18 protein-coding genes and 2 pseudogenes are annotated in these 19,019 nt (G+C 64.5%); 12 read left to right on the top strand and 8 right to left on the bottom strand.

Annotation, left to right across the window (positions count from 1 at the left end):
* Nucleotides 1–186 precede the first annotated feature (186 nt).
* From ACQCST_RS18285 to ACQCST_RS18295, 3 genes and pseudogenes are all read right to left on the bottom strand, one after another.
* Nucleotides 187–771: pseudogene (locus ACQCST_RS18285) on the bottom strand (aminotransferase class V-fold PLP-dependent enzyme); the annotation flags it as partial.
* 9 nt (nucleotides 772–780) lie between these two features.
* Nucleotides 781–1,669, bottom strand: a protein-coding gene (locus tag ACQCST_RS18290) for an IS5 family transposase (RefSeq protein WP_426996528.1) whose coding sequence is annotated in 2 segments (ribosomal slippage) — nucleotides 781–1,320 and nucleotides 1,322–1,669 — 888 coding nt in all. Because the reading frame shifts where the segments join, the coding sequence is not laid out codon by codon here.
* Nucleotides 1,670–1,718: 49 nt separating this feature from the next.
* Nucleotides 1,719–2,234 (bottom strand): annotated as a pseudogene (locus ACQCST_RS18295) (pyridoxal-phosphate-dependent aminotransferase family protein); the annotation flags it as partial.
* Nucleotides 2,235–2,358: 124 nt separating this feature from the next.
* Between ACQCST_RS18295 and ACQCST_RS18300 the strand changes: the two are divergent.
* From ACQCST_RS18300 to purM, 10 genes are all read left to right on the top strand, one after another.
* Nucleotides 2,359–3,486, top strand: a complete 1,128-nt coding sequence (locus ACQCST_RS18300; protein WP_426997134.1) for a PP2C family protein-serine/threonine phosphatase — start codon at nucleotides 2,359–2,361, stop codon at nucleotides 3,484–3,486.
* Nucleotides 3,483–5,450: a glycosyltransferase family 2 protein gene (locus tag ACQCST_RS18305; protein WP_426997135.1), complete on the top strand. Its 1,968-nt coding sequence runs from the start codon at nucleotides 3,483–3,485 to the stop codon at nucleotides 5,448–5,450. The genes ACQCST_RS18300 and ACQCST_RS18305 overlap by 4 nt, the downstream gene beginning before the upstream one ends.
* Nucleotides 5,440–5,772, top strand: coding sequence for an STAS domain-containing protein (locus ACQCST_RS18310; protein ID WP_426999216.1), 333 nt, complete (start codon nucleotides 5,440–5,442; stop codon nucleotides 5,770–5,772). Before ACQCST_RS18305 ends, ACQCST_RS18310 begins: the two co-directional genes overlap by 11 nt.
* The gene (locus tag ACQCST_RS18315) at nucleotides 5,765–6,199 is read left to right on the top strand and encodes an ATP-binding protein (protein ID WP_426997136.1); all 435 of its coding nucleotides are present in this window, start codon (nucleotides 5,765–5,767) and stop codon (nucleotides 6,197–6,199) included. Before ACQCST_RS18310 ends, ACQCST_RS18315 begins: the two co-directional genes overlap by 8 nt.
* A 217-nt stretch (nucleotides 6,200–6,416) precedes the next feature.
* Nucleotides 6,417–6,914, top strand: coding sequence for a 2-oxo-4-hydroxy-4-carboxy-5-ureidoimidazoline decarboxylase (gene uraD, locus ACQCST_RS18320; protein ID WP_426997137.1), 498 nt, complete (start codon nucleotides 6,417–6,419; stop codon nucleotides 6,912–6,914).
* Nucleotides 6,911–7,249 (top strand): hydroxyisourate hydrolase, encoded by a 339-nt coding sequence (gene uraH, locus ACQCST_RS18325; RefSeq protein ID WP_426997138.1) that lies wholly within the window; start codon nucleotides 6,911–6,913, stop codon nucleotides 7,247–7,249. Before uraD ends, uraH begins: the two co-directional genes overlap by 4 nt.
* A 51-nt stretch (nucleotides 7,250–7,300) precedes the next feature.
* The gene (locus ACQCST_RS18330) at nucleotides 7,301–8,383 is read left to right on the top strand and encodes an IS630 family transposase (protein ID WP_426997139.1); all 1,083 of its coding nucleotides are present in this window, start codon (nucleotides 7,301–7,303) and stop codon (nucleotides 8,381–8,383) included.
* 197 nt (nucleotides 8,384–8,580) lie between these two features.
* Nucleotides 8,581–8,991 carry a hypothetical protein gene (locus tag ACQCST_RS18335; protein WP_426997140.1) on the top strand — a complete coding sequence of 137 codons (411 nt, stop codon included), beginning with the start codon at nucleotides 8,581–8,583 and terminating at the stop codon, nucleotides 8,989–8,991.
* An 82-nt stretch (nucleotides 8,992–9,073) separates the two neighbouring features.
* Complete coding sequence (purF, locus tag ACQCST_RS18340) at nucleotides 9,074–10,726, top strand: amidophosphoribosyltransferase (protein WP_426997141.1); 1,653 nt, start codon at nucleotides 9,074–9,076, stop codon at nucleotides 10,724–10,726.
* Nucleotides 10,723–11,880: a phosphoribosylformylglycinamidine cyclo-ligase gene (gene purM / locus ACQCST_RS18345; protein ID WP_426997142.1), complete on the top strand. Its 1,158-nt coding sequence runs from the start codon at nucleotides 10,723–10,725 to the stop codon at nucleotides 11,878–11,880. The genes purF and purM overlap by 4 nt, the downstream gene beginning before the upstream one ends.
* Before the next feature lie 72 nt (nucleotides 11,881–11,952).
* On the opposite strand, the gene ACQCST_RS18350 is transcribed toward purM, so the two are convergent.
* Together ACQCST_RS18350 and ACQCST_RS18355 are read right to left on the bottom strand one after the other, a co-directional pair.
* Nucleotides 11,953–12,750 (bottom strand): VOC family protein, encoded by a 798-nt coding sequence (locus tag ACQCST_RS18350; RefSeq protein WP_426997143.1) that lies wholly within the window; start codon nucleotides 12,748–12,750, stop codon nucleotides 11,953–11,955.
* A gap of 310 nt (nucleotides 12,751–13,060) precedes the next feature.
* A complete protein-coding gene (locus tag ACQCST_RS18355) occupies nucleotides 13,061–13,291 on the bottom strand; it encodes a DUF3073 domain-containing protein (RefSeq protein ID WP_426997144.1) in 231 nt (76 codons plus the stop codon).
* A 397-nt stretch (nucleotides 13,292–13,688) separates the two neighbouring features.
* Here ACQCST_RS18355 and ACQCST_RS18360 point away from each other — a divergent pair, with 397 nt between their 5' ends.
* Complete coding sequence (locus tag ACQCST_RS18360; RefSeq protein ID WP_426997145.1) at nucleotides 13,689–14,336, top strand: septum formation family protein; 648 nt, start codon at nucleotides 13,689–13,691, stop codon at nucleotides 14,334–14,336.
* Between the two features lie 17 nt (nucleotides 14,337–14,353).
* On the opposite strand, the gene clpB is transcribed toward ACQCST_RS18360, so the two are convergent.
* Nucleotides 14,354–17,023 carry an ATP-dependent chaperone ClpB gene (gene clpB, locus ACQCST_RS18365; RefSeq protein WP_426997146.1) on the bottom strand — a complete coding sequence of 890 codons (2,670 nt, stop codon included), beginning with the start codon at nucleotides 17,021–17,023 and terminating at the stop codon, nucleotides 14,354–14,356.
* Between the two features lie 334 nt (nucleotides 17,024–17,357).
* On the opposite strand from clpB, the gene ACQCST_RS18370 reads away from it, so the two are divergent.
* Entirely contained in the window at nucleotides 17,358–17,630 is a 273-nt protein-coding gene (locus ACQCST_RS18370; RefSeq protein WP_426997148.1) for a hypothetical protein, read from the top strand.
* A gap of 78 nt (nucleotides 17,631–17,708) precedes the next feature.
* Here ACQCST_RS18370 and ACQCST_RS18375 read toward each other — a convergent pair whose 3' ends face one another.
* Nucleotides 17,709–17,927, bottom strand: a complete 219-nt coding sequence (locus ACQCST_RS18375) for a hypothetical protein (protein ID WP_426997149.1) — start codon at nucleotides 17,925–17,927, stop codon at nucleotides 17,709–17,711.
* Nucleotides 17,928–18,449: 522 nt separating this feature from the next.
* Nucleotides 18,450–18,992, bottom strand: coding sequence for a MarR family winged helix-turn-helix transcriptional regulator (locus ACQCST_RS18380; protein WP_426997150.1), 543 nt, complete (start codon nucleotides 18,990–18,992; stop codon nucleotides 18,450–18,452).
* Nucleotides 18,993–19,019 lie beyond the last annotated feature (27 nt).

The raw sequence follows: 19,019 nt of genomic DNA on the forward strand, positions 1-19,019 counted from the left end.
GGCATTCGGCTGCCGGTCCGCCGGTCAGAATCAGTGGACCCATCGTCGCGTTCCTTCCTGGTCTGTATCTTTCCTCCGACGTAGTCCAAGATCTTCAAGATCACAAAATGGAGCCTTCAAACCCAGTCGGCGCCACACATAGTTGCCGACCAACTCGAAAGCGTTCCTCTACGCCCCGTCCCCTCCTCAGGCCCTCTCCATAGCCTCTTCAAGCGCCCCGAGCACCAGTGTCACGCTCGCCTTGTCCGCATTGGGCCCCATCGTGCCGATCCGCCAGACCGTTGACGCGAACTCGCCCACGCCGGCACCGATCTCAATACTGAATTTCTCCAAAAGGTATCTGCGGACGGCAGCCGAATCGACGCCGTCGGGCACGTTCACGGTGGTGAGGCTCGGCAACCTGTGCCCTTCCGCGGCAAAGAGCGTCAACCCCAGCGCCTGGAGCCCGGCCTGAAGCGCCGCCCCGGCTGCCCGGTGGCGCGCCCACACGTTCTCCAGCCCCTCATTCAGGATCCGGTTTAGGCCCGCCTCCAGCCCCGCAATCATGGTGACCGGGGCGGTGTGATGGTACGTTCTGCCGCCGCCGCTCGCCGCCCCGGCATACCCGCCGAGCAGGCCGATGTCGAGGTACCACGACCGGGGATCCTTGATCCGACGCTCAAACGCAGCATCAGACACCGTGAACGGGGACAGCCCCGGGGGCACACCAAGGCACTTTTGCGTTCCGGCATAGCCGACGTCGATCCCCCAGTCGTCGGCAAGCAGCTCTAGGGTGTGTTGCTAAACCCCTGATTTGATCCAGATCAGGGCCGAGGCCAAGGTGACGCCAGCGAGGTAGCTGCGTGCTGTTTTGTCGCTTCTGGTCGCGATGCCACGCCATTGTTTGAGTCGGTTGAAGCAGCGTTCAACGACATTTCGGCCTTTGTAGGCTTCCCTGTCGAAGGATCGGGGGCGTCCGCCTTTGGAACCGCGCCGAGCCCGTCCTGCGATCTGATCTGACCGCTCGGGTATCGTGACTTTGATTCCCCTGCTGGCCAGGTAGCCGCGGTTGGCGCTGGAGGTGTACGCCTTGTCTGCCAGCACCCGGTCGGGCCGGAAGCGTGGCCGTCCCCGGGAGCTTCCGGCGACCGAGATGGTCTCCAGCACTGTTTGGAAGAATGAGGTGTCGGCGGCCTGGCCGGCGGTGAGGACCAGGCCCAGCGGCCGTCCCTTGCCGTCCGTGGCAAGGTGGATTTTGCACGTCATTCCGCCTCTGGACTTGCCGATCGCGTGGTCGCCCGGCTCCTCAGCGCCGAGTTTCTTGTAATTCTGCGGGGCCCCCTGTGACCCGGGTAAGGGTGGCGCCATGCTGATGCACCCGGGTGATCGTCGCGTCCACCGACACGGTCCAGTCAACATCACCGGCGCGCTGGCCGGCTGCCTGCACGGCCGCGAGGACACTGGCCCAGGTACCGTCTCTGGACCAGTCCGCGAAGCGCCCGTAGACCGAGTTCCAGTTCCCGAACCTCTCGGGCACATCACGCCAGGGGGCCCCGGTGCGGAACCGCCAGACGATGCCCTCGACCGTCCGCCGCATGTCCATGATCGGACGCCCGTTCCCCTTCCAAACCGGGAAATGCGGTGCCATCAAAGCCCATGCCTTGTCAGAAATTTCCTGCCTTGCTGCCATGAATCAAGCCTGACGGAAATCAACCTTCAAAGGGTTTAGCAACACGCCCTAGTCCGCCAATCGACGTCACGGCGTCAACGATCAGTAGCGCATCGCCCTTCGCCTTCCCCAGCGGCGCGATATCGGACAGCACGCCCGTGGAGGTCTCGGCATGCACCGCCGCAATCACCTTGGGACTCGGATGGGCTGCGAGGACGCGTTCGACGTCGACAGGCTGGCCCCACTCGTGATCGACCCTTACCACCGTGGCACCGCATCGGCGCGCCACATCGCACATGCGCTCGCCGAAGAGCCCGTTGACCGCGATGACGGCAACGTCGCCGTCGTCCACGGTGTTAACAAACGCCGCTTCCATACCTCCGGAGCCGGTGGCGCTGAGCGGCAGGGTTCTGGCATTGGCCGTTCCCCACATTTTCCGGAGCCCCTCGCAGGTGTTGTCCAGCTTCTCAATGAACACCGGATCCAGATGCCCGATCACGGGATGTGCCAGGGCTGCCGTCACTTCTGGATAGCAATTGCCCGGCCCAGGGCCGAAGAGGTACCGGGACGTCAGGTTTTTTGCCATGGGGATCTCCTTCAACTGGTTGAGGACATTGTCCTCCCGCCCAAGAACAGCGGCGCAACTCAAATGTCGGCCAGATCCTCGTCACAGGATGTGACTTTGGCTGTAATGCGGTAGTAATAGACGTATGTCTCCCAGCCCTGATCCGCGCCGCGCCGTCGTGATTGAAGATGACCCGGACATTTCCGGCCTGCTGGTGGCCATCCTGACCAGGCAGGGCTTCGATGTCACTGCCGCCGGTACGGGCGCCGCCGGAATCGCGGCGGTACGGGCCACCCAGGCTGATCTGGTCACCCTGGACGTCAATCTGCCTGATCTGAACGGCATGGAAGTCTGCCTGCTGCTGCGTGAATTCTCTGACGCCTACATCATCATGCTCACCGCCCGTGTGGACGAGATCGACCGGCTCACCGGTCTGGACAACGGCGCCGACGACTACCTCACCAAACCCTTCAGTCCCCGCGAATTCCAGTCCAGGGTCAATGCCCTCTTCCGTCGCTCCCGCACAGCTGCGGCCGATCCCGGCGCCAAGGACGAACTTGCCCGGGCCGCCGAGGTACAGCAGAGCCTGCTTCCCACCAGGGAGGCCCTCATTGACGGCTACGAGGTGGCCGGTGTGTTCCGTCCCTCGCGCAGTGTGGGCGGGGATTTCTACGATTGGCACCGGACGCCGGACGGGCTGCATCTGACGTTCGCCGACGCCATGGGCAAGGGAATGGGCGCGGCCCTCATCGCAGCCACGGTGCGGGCGGTCATGCGCTCCATGGCCCACAATCCGGACCTGGGCGTTGCCTTCGAAACTGCGGGCCGCACCATCGCCGCGGACCTGGATCTCTCCGGATCCTTCGTCACTCTCTTCCATGCCAGGCTCGATGCCATTTCCGGCAAGGTCAGTTATGTGGACGCCGGACATGGCCTTGCGCTGCACATTCAGGCGGACGGAACCGCAAACAGGCTGCCCTCTGCCGGCCCCCCGGTGGGGGCCTGGCCTGACTCGCACTGGCAGCCGGCGGACCTGGAGCTGGCTCCGGGCGATTCACTGGTGGTGGTCAGCGACGGCGTATTGGATGCCTTCGGTTCCGTGGAGGAATTCACCACGGGAGTGCGGCAGGCCGTTCACGGTGAGCCCAACGCACAAAGCGCGTGCGCTGCCCTGCTGCGCCTGGCCCCGGAAGACACCGCCGAAGACGATGTCACCGCGGTGGTGGTGCACCGCAAGGCCCTCAACCACACGAACGGGACAGCCACACCATGAACCTGTTCTGGACCCGCCTTTTTGTGGTCCTGACGGTCGTTCTCGGCCTTAACTATGTGGCCTGGCGCTGGGCAGTCTCCCTGAACTGGGACGCTTGGTGGATCGCGGTGCCGCTGGTCGCAGCGGAAACCTACAGCCTGATCGACGTCCTCCTTTTCGGGCTGACCGTATGGCGGCTCAAGCTCCGCAAGGCGCCGCCGGCGGCGCCTTCTGACGCCACCGTGGACGTTTTCATCACCACCTACAACGAGCCCCTGGATCTGGTCATAACGACGGCCATGGCGGCCCAGCAGATCCGCCACCCGCACAGCACCTGGATCCTCGACGACGGCGCCCGGCCGAAGCTCCGCGACCTCGCCGAACTGCACGGCATGGGCTACGTGACCCGCAGCGAAGACTGGAAGGACCGGCCCCGCCACGCCAAGGCCGGCAACCTCAACAACGCGCTGATGGTGACTGAAGGCGAGTTCATCCTCATCCTGGACGCGGACCAGATTCCAGAACCGGACATCCTGGACAAAACCCTCGGCTACTTCAACAACCGGCGCGTGGCCCTGGTCCAGACTCCCCAGTACTTCAGCAATGTTCCGGCCGATGACCCCCTCGGCAGCCAGGCACCGCTTTTCTACGGCCCCATCCAGCAAGGCAAGGACGGCTGGAACGCAGCATTCTTCTGCGGATCAAACGCCATCCTCCGCCGCGAAGCCCTGATGCAGCTGGGACTGGTGGGCTATGTCAAGGAGACAGAGAAGAGCATCCGCAGGGCCCTGGCCGCGTCCCGCTCGGCCATCCGGAAAGCACGGAAGTCCGCGGACATTGAGTCCCCGCTGGTGGCACAGATGCTCGATGAAGTGGATGCCGCCACGAGCGAGGCCCGGCACCAGCTGGACGCCGGGGAATCGCTCAGCGAGATCACGTACCGGGTACGCCGCCGGGTGGACCAGGCAGTCCAGGCATTGGTTCAGGCCGATGTGTCCGCGCTGCAGGCTGATCTCGAGGAAATCGCTGCCATGGAGCTGGCACACGTGGGTGAGTCCGGAATCCCCGTCATGGCAGAGGACGCCGTTCAGCGGATGTCCGCCCGTGACTGGTCACCGCTCGGGGCCATGGAATCAGTGCAGGCCGTTCTGGACGCCCTGTCGGTGGAGCGGAATGACGAAGCACAGCCGGTGATGCCGCTGGCCACCATTTCCGTCACAGAAGACATGGCCACGGCAATGCGGATGCACGCCATGGGCTGGGAAAGCGTCTACCACCACGAGATCCTTGCCTTCGGCCTGGCCCCCGAAGACCTGAAAACCATGCTGACCCAGCGGCTTCGCTGGGCTCAGGGCACCATGCAGGTGATGCTCCGTGAGAACCCTTTGGTGCAGCGCGGCCTGAAATGGGGGCAGCGGCTTATGTACTTCGCCACCATGTGGACCTACCTCAGCGGCTACGCGGCCGTGATCTATTTTGCCGCCCCCATCATCTACCTGGTTCTGGGCATCCTTCCTGTGAGCAGCCTCAGCACCGATTTCTTCATCAGGTTTATCCCCTTCATGGTAGTCAACCAGTTGCTGTTCGCCGTGGCTGGCCGGGGCATCAGCACCTGGCGTGGACAGCAGTACAGCCTTGCGCTGTTCCCCACCTGGATCAAAGCGTGCACGACGGCGGCCCGCAACGTCTGGTTCGGACGGCCGCTTGGATTTGCCGTCACCCCCAAGGGCCGCCAGGACGGCGGGCCCGGTTGGAGTCTGATCCGGCCACAGATGGTGGTCTCCGTGCTGCTGGTGGTCGCCGCCGTCGTCGGAATCGTCCGGCTGGCCTCCGGCCTGTCGGAGCCGATCGGCACACTTGTGAACGTCTTCTGGGTAATCTTTGACCTTGTGGTCATGAGTGTTCTGGTGCGGGCCGCCTTGTACACGGGCTTTGACACCGAATCCGGACTGGTCTCTGAGGAAAGGAAAAATGATGGAGCTTAGTTATGAGGACAAAGTCTCATATGCCGAAATTAAAGCCATCGGGCGGCTCAACATGGTGTCCGCGCCAAAGCTCCGTGAGTTCGTGGCCGGAATAGTTGCGGCCGGTTCAAACAGGATCGTCGTGAATCTGGAAAACACGGCGTTTATGGACTCCTCAGGCCTGGGGGCCCTTATCGGTTGCCTCAAAGTCGCGCGGCAGGCCGGTGGCGATCTCAGGATCGCGGGCGTCCAGCCGCAGGTGAAAATGGTCCTGGAGCTGACCAGCATGGACAGGGTCCTGACCGCCTACGATTCAGCGGAAGAGGCCTTCGGAAATGACTGAAGCTATTGCACGCCGGACCTTCAGGGGCCTTTCCGCCCCGGAAGCGATCGAGTCAGTCCACACCCAGCTGGACGAGCTGTGGGAAGATGCGTCGTTTGTCCCGGACATGGACCGGATGACCTTCACCACCGCCATCATCGAGGCTGCGTCCAACATTGTCCAGCACGCCGTTCCGGTGGCCGCGGATCCCGTGGAGCTGGGCGTCGATATCACCGTCCACCTGACAATCCTGCAGGCCCGCGTCAGCGCGTTCAACGCCAAGGAGCCGTTCGCTTCGCAGCTGGAGCCCAGCATGCCGGACGAAGAGTCGGAGTCCGGCCGTGGCCTGGCGCTGATCCAGGCACTTGTCACGACGGTGACGTTCGAGCGCCAGGACGGAACAAACACCTGGATACTGACCAGGGAATCATCAACGTCAGGATCCTGACTGCCGATCATGTCACTGCCGGATCGTGACCTGCCTTGCAGGCTGCGGGTGCTGGATGCCTCTTGACACGGACGCTGCCAGTCGCTTGACTATTACGTATGCTGAAATAACAGTTCCATGATGCGGAAGATTCATGGCGATGTCTCATCGAGAGATGTCCGGCTTTCCGCATAGCCAACACCATGGATGCCAGCACTTGCACAAGGGAATACCAAGCATGCAGCTTGCCGAATTCAACAAAGCACACCGCGCTGACGCCGCTGCGGTTCTTCGACCCTGTATTGATATCCAGCGCTGGGTGGACCAGATTGCTGATTCCCGGCCGTTTTCCTCAAGGGGCGAGCTGCTGGGTCTTGCCCGCTACGCCGCAGCCCCGTTCACTGCCGAAGAAGTCCGGGCAGCGCTGGCGCACCACCCCCGGATCGGCGAGCGTCCCTCAGCGTCCACGGCCGAGGCATCCATGTCCCGCTCCGAGCAGGCCGGCGTGGATCCCGCTGACGCCGCCGTTGCCGGCGCCCTGGCCCAGGGAAACCGCGCCTACGAAGACAAATTCGGCCGGGTCTTCCTGATCCGCGCCGCCGGACGCACCGCCCCGGAAATACTGGCCGCACTCCGTGAGCGCCTGGCCAGCACCCCCGAACAAGAAGATGTCATAGTGGCCCAGCAGCTGCGCGAAATCGCCCTGCTTCGCCTCGAAGGAGTGATCAGCGAATGAGCGTTTCCCACGTCACGACCCACATCCTGGACACCGGGGCCGGGCGCCCGGCGGCCGGCGTCGCGGTCGTTCTGTACACGCACGACGGCGGCAGCTGGCGGCAGCTGGCCGGCGGCACTACCGATGCGGACGGCCGGGCGAAAGACCTCGGTCCAGAGCAATTGCCGGCGGGCAAGTACCGGCTGAACTTCGACACCGGCACTTACTACGCAAGCCTGGGGACGGCCACGTTCTTCCCGGAAGTTGATTTGGTTTTCGAGGTGACAGGCAGCGAGCACTACCACGTACCTTTACTGCTCAGCCCCTTCGCCTACTCCACGTACCGCGGCAGCTAGTGTAGCGTGTCGTTGATTCCTTTGGGTATGGTTTTTTGTCAGACTTGATCCATGGTTTATCTGGCAAGGGCTTTGGAATTGCGTGACGGGGACCGGGGGTTCTTGGAGGCGTTGACTCGTGGGAATTCTTCCTCCGCGACATTGGCGTTGCGGGCGCGCACGGTTTTGTTGGCTGCCGACGGGATGCCGAATATCCAGATCGAGAAGATCACCGGGTTTTCGGCACCCACGGTTTTGAAGTGGCGCAACCGCTATGCCGAGGGCGGGATCGAGGCCCTGTCCGATGTCCAGCGCCCGGGACGGGAGCGGGAGATCGACGAGCTTGCCCTGATCGCGGACACCCTGACCAACGATGGGAAGCCGCCGGCCGGGCTTGGGATCTCGCACTGGTCCGCCCGCATCATGGCCGAACGCCACGGAGTCTCCTTTTCCTCGGTGGCCCGCATCTGGCGCCGTTGGAAAATCCAGCCTCACCGGATCGAGACGTTCAAGTTCTCCACTGATCCCGCCCTGGAGTTCAAGCTCCGGGACGTGGTGGGCCTGTACATGTCCCCGCCGGAAAACGCGGTGGTCGTGAGCATCGATGAGAAAACCCAAATCCAGGCGCTGTCCCGCACCGGCCCGGATCAGCCGTTGTCCTCGACGCACCCGCTGCAGCAGACCCACGACTACAAACGCAACGGCACCACCACCTTGTTCGCCGCCCTGGAGGTCCTCACCGGCAAACTCAGCGCGAACGCCTTCTACCCAAAGCACACCAACATCGAGTTCGTCGATTTCCTGGGCCGGGTCGCCGACGCCCACCCCGGGGTTGAACTGCATGTCATCTGCGACAATTACGCGACGCATAAGCATCAGAACGTGAAGGACTGGCTGGCCAAAAACCCGCGCGTGCGCCTGCACTTCACCCCAACCAGCTGTTCCTGGCTGAACATGGTGGAGATCTTCTTCGGGATCATCACCCGCCAGTGCCTCAAACGCGGTGCGTTCAGCTCGGTGAAAGAGCTGGAACAAACCATGGAACGCTACATCGAGAACTACAACCAGGACGCCAAACCATTCACCTGGACCAAATCAGCGGACTATCTCCTGGGCAAGATGAAACGCAAACAAAACATTAACACGGAACACTAGGGCCTGCCCCCGCGCGGGTTCCGGCGTGCGTACGGGACTGCGTAACTACCAGCGGTCAATACGAGGGCGATCCGCGGATTGGCGGCCTTTGAGTGGCCGTCTGCGCCCAAAAGTTGCGCATTCCCGTTCGCCGCGCCGGGTCAGCACCGGCTGCGCGGGAACATTTCCTGCGCAGCGTGGGCAGTAGGCTAGATTGCATGGATTCCGAAGACACCTCCGGCAGCGGGAACACCACCTCGCCGGCCAACATCCCGCCGGCAGCTATCCCGCCGGAGGTAGCGCCCGCAGCAACACCCGTAGCACCCGCGGCGACTCCGGAGGCATCCCCCGAGCGCCGCGGAATCACCGTCCGCAGCGCACCCCGGTTCGTCCCGTTCCTGATCCTGGGCGGGCTGGTGGGCATTGCTGTGGCCGGGGTGGTCGCCTACGCGCTCCCCGGCGACGCAAGCTACGATCGCAACTCGGTTTTCGGCTTCTTTCTGGTGATGTTCGGTGCCGGCGGCGTGATCCTCGGCGCTATCACCGCCCTGGTTCTGGACCGCCTGAGCGTCCGGCGCGCCCGCCACGCCGTCGTCGAATCCGTGCCTTATACCAAGGATGACGCGTAACCACCGGCGGTCCCGATGCAGAGTGCCGGTCATAAAGCCCCGGCCGGACAAGACTTACCCCATATCGTGAGATAATCGACCAGTGGCACGCGGCGATGGAAAACTTTCTCATGATCTTCTCCCTGGCGAAAAAGGCCCCCAAGACGCTTGTGGCGTTTTCGGGGTCTGGGCACCAGGTGAAGAAGTAGCAAAACTCACCTATTACGGGCTGTATGCACTGCAGCACCGCGGTCAGGAGTCGGCTGGTATTGCTACCAGCGACGGCAAGCGGATCAACGTCTATAAGGACATGGGGCTCGTTTCCCAGGTCTTCGACGAGACCACGCTGAACACCCTGACCGGGCATCTGGCCGTGGGCCACTGCCGCTACTCCACCACCGGAGCCAGTCACTGGGCCAACGCCCAGCCCACACTCGGCGCCACCTCCACCGGCACCGTGGCCCTGGCCCACAACGGCAACCTCACCAACACCGCCGAGCTCAAGGCCATGATCCTGGAGCTCAACGATGGCCAGCTCAGCGGCGAGATGAAACAGGGCAACACCTCCGACACGGCTCTGGTCACGGCGCTCCTTGAAGGCGAAGAAGGCAAGTCCCTAGAGCAGACGGCCGTCGAGCTGCTGCCCAAGATCAAGGGCGGCTTCTGCTTCGTGTTCATGGACGAAGGCACCCTCTACGCAGCCCGCGATACCTACGGAATCCGCCCGCTGGTCCTGGGCCGGCTGGAACGAGGCTGGGTCGTCGCCTCCGAGCAGTCCGCCCTGGCCACCGTGGGCGCAAGCTTTATCCGCGAAATCGAACCGGGTGAATTCATCGCCATCGACGAGAAAGGCGTCCGCTCACAGCGTTTTGCGGACGCGACGCCGGCCGGTTGCGTTTTCGAATACGTTTACCTTGCCCGCCCGGACGCCGCCATCGCCGGCCGCTCAGTGTACGAAGCCCGCGTGGAGATGGGCCGCCAGCTGGCCCGTGAAAACACCCAGGAAGCGGATATCGTCATCCCCGTCCCGGAATCCGGCACCCCCGCCGCCGTGGGCTACGCGGAGGAATCCGGCATCCCGTTCGCCCACGGGTTCGTCAAGAACTCCTACGTTGGCCGCACCTTCATCCAGCCCTCCCAGACGCTGCGCCAGCTGGGTATCCGGCTCAAGCTGAACGCCCTGGAATCCGTGATCCGCGGCAAGCGCGTTGTAGTGGTGGATGACTCCATCGTCCGCGGCAACACCCAGCGTGCCATTGTGCGCATGCTCCGCGAGGCCGGTGCCGCCAGCGTCCACGTCAAGATTTCGTCCCCTCCAGTGCAGTGGCCGTGCTTCTACGGCATCGACTTCGCCTCCCGGGCGGAGCTTATCGCCAACGGCGCCACAGTCGAGGAGATCCGCCAGGCGATCGGCGCGGACTCGCTGGCCTACATCTCCGAAGACGGCATGATCGGCGCCACCCAGCAGCCGCGCGAGCGCCTCTGCACCGCCTGTTTCACGGGCAAGTACCCCATCGAGCTCCCGGGCTCGGACAAGCAGGGGAAGAACCTGTTGGAACGCACGGACCTCGGCGGCCTTCCCCCCACGTCCACAAGCCCGTCCGACGAAGTCCCGGCCGACGACGACCCCGCCGAGAAGCCCGGGGCCACGGGCTGCGATCCGGGGCCGGACGCCGAGTTCGAAAACCTGCTGACCGACGCTGACCGTTACCTCGACGCCACCAAAATCGGCGCTGACAAGAAAGAGCCAGTATGACTTCCGCATCTCCAGCCGCTGACAACACCGCCGGAATCACCTACGCCTCGGCCGGCGTCGACGTCGAAGCGGGCGACCGCGCCGTCGAGCTGATGAAGGGTGCCGTCAAGGCGACCCACAACGCTTCGGTGATCGGCGGCGTCGGCGGTTTCGCCGGCCTGTACGACGTCTCCAGGCTCCTCACCTACAAGCGCCCGCTGCTGGCCACATCCACTGACGGCGTGGGCACCAAGGTGGCCATTGCCCAGGCCATGGACATCCACGACACCATCGGCTTCGACCTAGTGGGCATGGTGGTGGATGACATCGTGGTGGTGGGTGCCGAACCGCTCTACATGACCGACTACATCGCCTGCGGCAAGGTGGTTCCGGAGCGCATCGCGGACATCGTCCGCGGCATCGCAGCGGCCTGTTCCGTTGCCGGCACCGCACTGGTAGGCGGCGAAACGGCAGAGCACCCGGGCCTGCTGGGCGAGCACGAATACGATGTTGCCGGCGCAGCCACCGGTGTTGTTGAAGCCGATTCCCTGCTGGGCCCGGACCGCGTCCGTGCCGGTGATGTGGTGATCGGCATGGCCTCCTCCGGCCTGCACTCCAACGGCTACTCCCTGGTCCGGCGCGTCATCAACCACGCAGGTTGGGCGCTGGACCGCCAGGTCTCCGAACTCGGCCGCACGCTGGGTGAGGAACTGCTGGAGCCCACCCGCGTCTACGCCGCAGACTGCCTGGACCTAGCGCGCACCTTCCCGGTGAACGGCTCCGCACGGGGCAAGGCCGTGCACGGCTTCAGCCATGTCACCGGCGGCGGATTGGCCGCCAACCTGGCGCGCGTGCTGCCGCAGGGCCTCATTGCCACCGTTGACCGCGCCACCTGGGAACTGCCCGCCATCTTCAAACTGGTCGCCGAACTGGGCAACGTCCCGTTGGCGGACCTCGAGCGCACGCTCAACCTGGGCGTCGGCATGGTGGCAATCGTGTCCGCCGAAGCCGCAGACGCCGCAGTGGCCCGCCTGAACGACCGCGGCTTGCCGTCCTGGGTCATGGGTACTGTTTCCGTGAACTCGGATTCGATCATCAAGACCGGCCCGGACTACGTCCAGGGCGCCAAGGGTGTTGACGGCGGCGCTGTCCGCCTAGTGAACGCCTACGCTTAGGCCTCTCATTGAGTGCTCCGTAACAGCCCTTTGGAACCCTCATAACGGCAGTTACGGAGCCCTCGATACCGCTTAAACCTCCAGCAGGCTGAACACCCCGCCCTGCGGGTCCTTCAATGTGGCGATCGTGCCGGCTTCCTCCACTGCAAATGGCTCCACGAGCACCTCGGCGCCCGCAGCCACGGCAGCCAGAATTGCCTCGGCCACGCTGGATACCCCGAAGTAGATCTGCCAGCCCAGTGTCCCACTGCCCGCGTCCGGATCCGGATCCGCCTTGGCGATCCCGGCGACCTCGGCGCCGTTCACCATCAGCGTGGTGTAGGAACCGCCGTCGTCCTGCGGGTATTCGGTCACCTCATGACCGAACAGTTGCTGGAAAAATCCGACGGCGGCCTGCGGTTCCGGCGTCATGAGTTCAGCCCAGGCAAACGCTCCGGGCTGATTGTACCGGGCCGTTCCCTTGTGGGTGCCAGCTTGCCACACACCCGTGGTGCCGCCACCCGGGGCCTCCACGAACACCATGGTGCCGGTCTCCCCGACGTCCTCCGGGCAGAATTGCACCTCCCCGCCCGCAGGGACGGCCTCCTCTGCAACAGCCCGGGCGTCGTCAGCGGCGAAGTAGACGTTCCACTGCGCGTGTCCGCCTAATGCTTCCTGATGGGGGTTCTGCGGCGCAATAACCGTGACCAGGTCATCGTCCAGGAAAGCCTGCGAGTAGCTGCGGCCGTCCGGTGTGGGCAGGTCCTTATACTGCCAGCCGAAGACTGCGGCGTAGAACAACGTCGCCGCCGCCACATCCCGGGTCTGAACATCTATCCAGCACGGTTCGCCGTGGCTGAAACCGCCCGGCTCCTTTACTGGTTCAGCCACCGTGAACCTGCATCCCGTTCCCAAGCTGCGGCATAAAACTCCCTCTCGCTGACTTTTGCGGTCACCCGGTCAATGCGGATCCGCTCCACGATCAACCTAGTACGGGGCACTGACACTGACAACAGTCCGCAAGGAAGCAACAAAAAAGCCCGCCACCCGCGCCGGAATCCGGTGGGGGTGGCGGGCCTGATAACTATGGTCGGCACCGCATTGAGCGAAGCGCCGGGGTGCTGGAAAGATGCGCCGTACAGTGCAGCGTACGACGACGGCGCGCAGCTGAGTGCCTTAAGGCAACTTCAGATTGCGACAACTAACCGATGCGACGGGTGTCTACCTCGTCGTCGTCTTCCACATCGTCCGCGTACTTATCCACATATGCTGAATAATCCGGTTCAACCGGGTCATTCGCGAAATGGCTCGTGGCACGACCCTCTGGGCCTTTGAGCTCCCGCTGAAGGGCCGAATAGTCAGTGTTCGGGGAATAATACTTGATATCCCGAGCCTGCTTGGTAGCTTTTGCCTTTTGACGGCCGCGCCCCATGGCGTGACCCCCTTTGTGTACTCGGACCGGAGGTGGTCACCATTGGCGATTGGTGAGGCCCCGGAATGTTTGGTCAATTTGTCGTACACCTAGATTACATGCTTTCGGCGGCAACTGCTCGCCGGACGGCGCCGCCGGCGGCAATGTCGCGGCGATCCTGTCACTCAGCTGCGGGTGACAGGTGTTTTTTGTTCGGTAGAGTCACGTAGACGACTGCACATCCGGCCGCCAGGGCCGGTGGCTCAACGTGGAGCGAACGCAGGGAGGAGTACCGTACTCGGTGAACGATCAGGACCCAGCGTACGGCGACAAGACGCACGGCGACAGGCCGGGAGCCATACCGCCCCGTCCCGCTGCCCCACCAACGGCAGGACACCCCCGGGTGCCGCCTGCCCCGGTGGACAGCACCCCTGCCGACAGCGCCCGAGTTTACAGCGCGCCCGCCAAGAGTGCCCCTGTTAACAGCGGCCCGGTGAACGCCGGCCAGACGGACAACTCCAACCAAGGCCTGCTCAAGGCCGGCTTTGTCCTCGGCCTCCTCATCGTGGCAGGTCTGCTGGCCTGGCTGGTTGCCACACTCCTGATCAACGCCAACAGCCGCCCGCAAAGCGGTTCACCCGGCGGCGCAGCCGGCTCCGGCGATTCCCCGGCGATTGAATCCTCAGCAGCTCCCCCGGCCGGCGCCCTCCCGCTGCCCCGGAATAGCGTAAGCCCGCTGGATTTCCAGCTGGGAGACTGCTTCAAGGATTTCGATCCGGAGGCTATGGATGCTTCCCAGGTTGCCTGCGATACCGGCCATTCAGCGCAACTGGTTGCGGTGTACCGGTACCCGGGCAGCGATTCCTATCCGGGCAGCGAGGCGCTGAGGGCCAAGGCGCTGGAAGCCTGCCAGGCCGCCAAACTGACCGCAGCGTCCAACCAGTACACGCTGAACTTCCAGCGCGCCTACCCCAGCACCACCAGCTGGGCAAAGGGCGACCGGCGGGTGGACTGCTACGTCATCGCGGACGCCGGCAACATCATCATGACCACAGTGCTCCCCTGATACGCCCAGACGGCTGCTCAGGCCTTGCGCCGGACGGAGAGCCCACTGCCGGCGGGAGCACCGCCGTCGGGCCCTTCAAGGGCTTCCAGCCCCTCTATGGTGAGTTCGTCGACGTCGGCCGCGGTGTCAACCAGCACGGTATCACCGTCCGAGATGTCCCCCGCCAGGATGGCCTTGGCCAGCCGGTCGCCGATCTCACGTTGCACGAGCCGGCGCAATGGCCTGGCGCCGTAGGCCGGATCGAAGCCGGACATCGCCAGCCAGGCCCGCGCGCCGTCGGTCACTTGCAGCGAGAGCCGGCGCCCGTGGAGCCGTGCGGTCAGCTCGGCAACCTGCAGCTCAACAATCCGTGCCAGCTCCTCAACGCTCAGCGGATCAAACAGCACCACCTCGTCCAGGCGGTTCAGGAACTCGGGCTTGAACGAGGACTGCACCATCGCCATCACCGCTTCCCGTTTGGCCTTGGCGTCCAGCAACGGGTCCACCAGGAACTGGCTGCCGAGGTTGGAGGTGAGCACCAGGATCACGTTGCGGAAGTCCACGGTGCGGCCCTGGCCGTCGGTGAGGCGCCCGTCGTCGAGTACCTGCAGCAGGATGTCGAATGCTTCCGGGTGCGCTTTCTCCACTTCGTCCAGCAGCACCACGGAATACGGCCGACGGCGGACCGCCTCCGTCAGCTGGCCGCCCTGCTCGTAGCCCACGTAACCGGGAGGCGCGCCCACAAGCCTGGCCACGGTGTGCTTCTCGGAGTATTCGGACATATCGATCCGCACCATGGCGCGTTCGTCGTCGAAGAGGAAGTCAGCCAGCGCCTTGGCCAGTTCGGTCTTGCCCACGCCGGTGGGGCCCAGGAACAGGAAAGACCCGGTGGGCCGGTTGGGATCGCTGATGCCGGCACGCGCACGGCGCACGGCATCGGACACCGCAGCCACGGCTTTGGACTGTCCGATCAGCCGCTGGCCGAGCACGTGCTCCATGTCCAGCAGCTTCTGGCTTTCGCCCTGCAGCATGCGCCCGGCAGGGATGCCGGTCCAGGCCGAAATGACCTCGGCGATATCGTCCGCGGTGACATTCTCGGCAACCATCAGCTCAGGCTTGGCTGCCCCGCTTGCCTCCCGCGCCGTTTCGGCTTCAGCGGCCGCGGTGAGCTCCCGTTCCAGTGCGGGAACTTCGCCGTAGAGGATGCGGGACGCGGCCTCGAGGTCGCCTTCGCGCTGGTGCTTGTCCGCCGCTGAGCGAAGTTCGTCCAGCCTGGCCTTCAGATCACCGGTGTGGTTCAGCCCGGCTTTCTCGGCCTCCCAGCGGGCTTTGAGGCCATACAGCGCTTCATTTTTGTCCGCCATGTCCGCACGCAACGCGGCCAGGCGTTCCAACGAGGCAGCGTCCTTCTCCCGGGCGAGCGCCAGCTCCTCCATGGTGAGCCGGTCAACGGAACGGCGCAGCTGATCGATCTCTTCCGGTGCTGAATCGATCTCCATACGCAGGCGGGACGCGGCCTCGTCCATCAGGTCAATGGCTTTGTCCGGCAGCTGGCGCCCGGCAATGTAGCGGTTGGACAGCGTGGCCGCCGCAACCAGTGCGGAGTCGGCGATGACTACCTTGTGGTGGGCTTCGTAACGCGGCTTGAGCCCGCGCAGGATTCCGATGGTATCTTCAACGCTGGGCTCGCCCACGTACACCTGCTGGAAGCGTCGCTCCAGCGCGGGGTCCTTCTCAATATTCTGGCGGTACTCATCCAGTGTGGTGGCGCCGATCAGCCGCAGCTCGCCGCGCGCCAGCATGGGCTTGAGCATGTTCCCGGCATCCATTGAACTGTCCCCGGTGGCACCGGCTCCCACCACGGTGTGGAGCTCGTCAATGAAGGTGACAATCTGCCCGTCCGAGTTCCTGATCTCCTCCAGGACGGCCTTGAGACGCTCCTCGAACTCGCCGCGGTACTTGGCGCCGGCCACCATGGAGGCAAGGTCCAGGGCGATGAGAGTTTTGCCGCGCAGGCTTTCCGGAACGTCCCCTTCCACCATCCGCTGTGCCAGGCCTTCGACGACGGCGGTCTTGCCCACGCCTGGCTCGCCGATGATCACCGGGTTGTTTTTGGTGCGGCGGCTCAGGACCTGGATGATCCGGCGGATTTCGGCATCGCGACCGATCACCGGGTCAAGCTTGCCGGAGCGCGCCATCGCGGTGAGGTCCGTGCCGAACTTTTCCAGGGCCTGGAAGGTGTTTTCCGGGTCCGGCGAGTTGACCTTGCGGTCGCCACGGACACCCGGCAATGCGGCCAGCAGCGCTTCGCTGGAGGCTCCGGCGTCGCGCATTAATTTCCCGACGCTGTCACTCCCGGCGGAGAGCCCCAGCAGGAGCATTTCCGTGGAGACGTAGCTGTCCCCGGCCTTATCCGCCTCGCTCTGGGCATTCCGGATGGCCTGCAGGGCCGTGCGGGACAGCTGGGCCTGCTGGACGGATCCGCCGGAGCTGGCCGGCAGCGCCTTGATGGCTGTGCTCGCCTGCGTGCTGACAGTATCGGGATCGCTGCCGGCAGCGCGGAGAAGCGCGACGGCGACGCCCTCCCGCTGATCCATCAGAGCCTTGAGCAGATGGGCGGGTTCCACCTGTGGATTCCCGGCCGTGGAGGCATTCATGGCTGCTGCCGAAAGAGCCTCCTGGCTCTTGGTAGTGAATTTGGCGTCCAAAGAGAGCTCCTTTCGCGGATATGCGGCTAATAAGTTGAGTGTACTACGCTCAACTTTGAGCAATTCCCCTCAGGTCCATGCTTACCCAGAGCGAAGGTACTGTCCAGCCATTGCGGCCGACACTCCGCCTGGACACAAAGAAACCCGGCGGACGGGTCCCCCAAGGAGCCGCCCGCCGGGTTGGGTCTTCAATACGATCGGATCGCAGCAGCCGGGGGCCAGCAATCCATATGCGACGGCACGCCGACGCCGACGTCGCGGTTGATGTACTCGCCGAGCTGATGGGCCATGTGCTGGTGAGCTCGACGCAGGCCTATTACCATAAGAGGCAGAAATGACTGACATGCACATCAAGGAACAGTGGGACCGGCTCTCGCCGGCCACCCGGCAATGGTTCATCGACAATCCCGGATGCGTGATCGTGCCGCGCACCATCACGGCCGCCATCAACACCGAAACCGGTGAAAACGCCGAGACCGACGCCCACGGAGAAACCGTGCTCTCCGCGGAGGAAAGGGCCTTTGTCCAGGCCAGGTCCCACGACGGAACCACCGCAAACCCGACCGGCCACCGATTCTTCGACCCAGTACAGCCGGGGCTGCCGTGACCGTGCCGGTTCCTGCCGCCGTTGGTCATGTTCCGGCGGGGCGGTCCGAAGCAGGGCAACAGCCCGCACACAGGCGTTTTACGCATCTGAACGCCCGGCTCCCCGGTGCCACAACTCGCGCCTGCTCGCCGCCAGAGCATCGATGACGTCCCGCCTGGACCCGTCAGCTTCCGCCACGCCAAGAACCCGGCCGATGTCACGCCACGGGATCCCGGCGGCAACAGTTGCCTGGATCGCCTCACCCAGGGCCTTGTCCACGGCCGTGGAAGCGCGGCAGCATTCGCGCAGGTCCTCCACCGGGTCCTGTCCCGGATGACCGCGCCACCGCAGGCGCAACCGGGCCCGGCTCTTCTTGACGGGCTTATCCGCTCACGGTGCGCGGACATGGCCGCAGCCTCTCCGGGCTCAGGTCCTGCCGGTAGACCGGCGGGCGGCTGACCTGAGCTGGATGATGCGGGCAGCGCCGGCAATGGCCACCAGGACGCCGCCGCCCACGGCGCCGATGACAGGGCGACGCCGAGTGATACGGTCCCGGCGAGGCCAAAGTAGCGCAGCGTGACCATGTCCTGGTTTTGCAGGATGAACGCTATGAGCAGGACCAGCACCACGAGTCCGGCTGCCGCTGCTGCCCAGACCATGGCGGCCCGGTGATCCGGGGCCTGGCTCCTGGTGGCGAAGTCGCCGGACCGGGGACCGGCGGCTGGTGGCCGTCCGCGGTGGAATCCGTTGCCATGGAGGGACCTCCCATTCATGACCTTCTGCGATCAGACTACGCCGCCAGCAGGAGGGCACTATAGCTGGTCCGGCCAGGAAACGACTTCACAGGGCGTTTTCAGATCGTGAGTCCGGTACGTGTTCCGAGAGGTCTTCAAGTGCGGCTGCCGCCGCATCGAGGAACTGCGTCAGCTGTAGTTCGGTCGGAATGCCGCCCCGGATGACTGCGGCGACGACGGCGCGGTGGAAGTGATCATAGACCCAGCTCATCGCGTGGTCTCCGGCCGGGGTCAGCTGCAGCAGCAGGCTCCGCCGGTCGGCCGGGTTGGGCTTGCGCTGCAGAAAGCCTGAGCGCTCGAGTTTGTCAATCATCGATGTGACGGATCCGGTGGTGATGTGCAGGTCCCGCGAGAGTTGTTTGGGCGTGAGGTGTCCGCCGTCCCGGACGAACGCCAGGGCATTGAGTTCTGCCACGCTCACGTCCAGTTCCCTGGCCAGCCGGACCCGGAGCCGGCCGTTGCCGATGTCCAGGCGCCGCATCGCCTTGACAACGGCCCGCACGTCCGCCGCAGCTGCGCTGTCCTGGACCGGGGGTCCGCCCGCGGCGGCTGTCGGCTGCGGGACACCGGGGGCGGCGGGATCGATCATGGTACGGCTCCTGATATGACTTGACTA

Origin of the sequence: Pseudarthrobacter sp. N5 (assembly GCF_050157035.1) — a bacterium.
Lineage (GTDB): Bacteria > Actinomycetota > Actinomycetes > Actinomycetales > Micrococcaceae > Arthrobacter.

Excerpts from the sequence above, each read along its gene's own strand:
- ACQCST_RS18380 (WP_426997150.1), bottom strand. The coding sequence starts at position 18,992 with ATGATCGATCCCGCCGCCCCCGGTGTCCCGCAGCCGACAGCCGCCGCG.
- purM (WP_426997142.1), top strand. The coding sequence starts at position 10,723 with ATGACTTCCGCATCTCCAGCCGCTGACAACACCGCCGGAATCACCTAC.
- uraH (WP_426997138.1), top strand. The coding sequence starts at position 6,911 with ATGAGCGTTTCCCACGTCACGACCCACATCCTGGACACCGGGGCCGGG.
- ACQCST_RS18335 (WP_426997140.1), top strand. The coding sequence starts at position 8,581 with ATGGATTCCGAAGACACCTCCGGCAGCGGGAACACCACCTCGCCGGCC.
- ACQCST_RS18315 (WP_426997136.1), top strand. The coding sequence starts at position 5,765 with ATGACTGAAGCTATTGCACGCCGGACCTTCAGGGGCCTTTCCGCCCCG.
- ACQCST_RS18355 (WP_426997144.1), bottom strand. The coding sequence starts at position 13,291 with ATGGGGCGCGGCCGTCAAAAGGCAAAAGCTACCAAGCAGGCTCGGGAT.
- ACQCST_RS18370 (WP_426997148.1), top strand. The coding sequence starts at position 17,358 with ATGACTGACATGCACATCAAGGAACAGTGGGACCGGCTCTCGCCGGCC.
- uraD (WP_426997137.1), top strand. The coding sequence starts at position 6,417 with ATGCAGCTTGCCGAATTCAACAAAGCACACCGCGCTGACGCCGCTGCG.
- ACQCST_RS18305 (WP_426997135.1), top strand. The coding sequence starts at position 3,483 with ATGAACCTGTTCTGGACCCGCCTTTTTGTGGTCCTGACGGTCGTTCTC.
- ACQCST_RS18310 (WP_426999216.1), top strand. The coding sequence starts at position 5,440 with ATGGAGCTTAGTTATGAGGACAAAGTCTCATATGCCGAAATTAAAGCC.
- ACQCST_RS18300 (WP_426997134.1), top strand. The coding sequence starts at position 2,359 with ATGTCTCCCAGCCCTGATCCGCGCCGCGCCGTCGTGATTGAAGATGAC.
- ACQCST_RS18330 (WP_426997139.1), top strand. The coding sequence starts at position 7,301 with ATGGTTTATCTGGCAAGGGCTTTGGAATTGCGTGACGGGGACCGGGGG.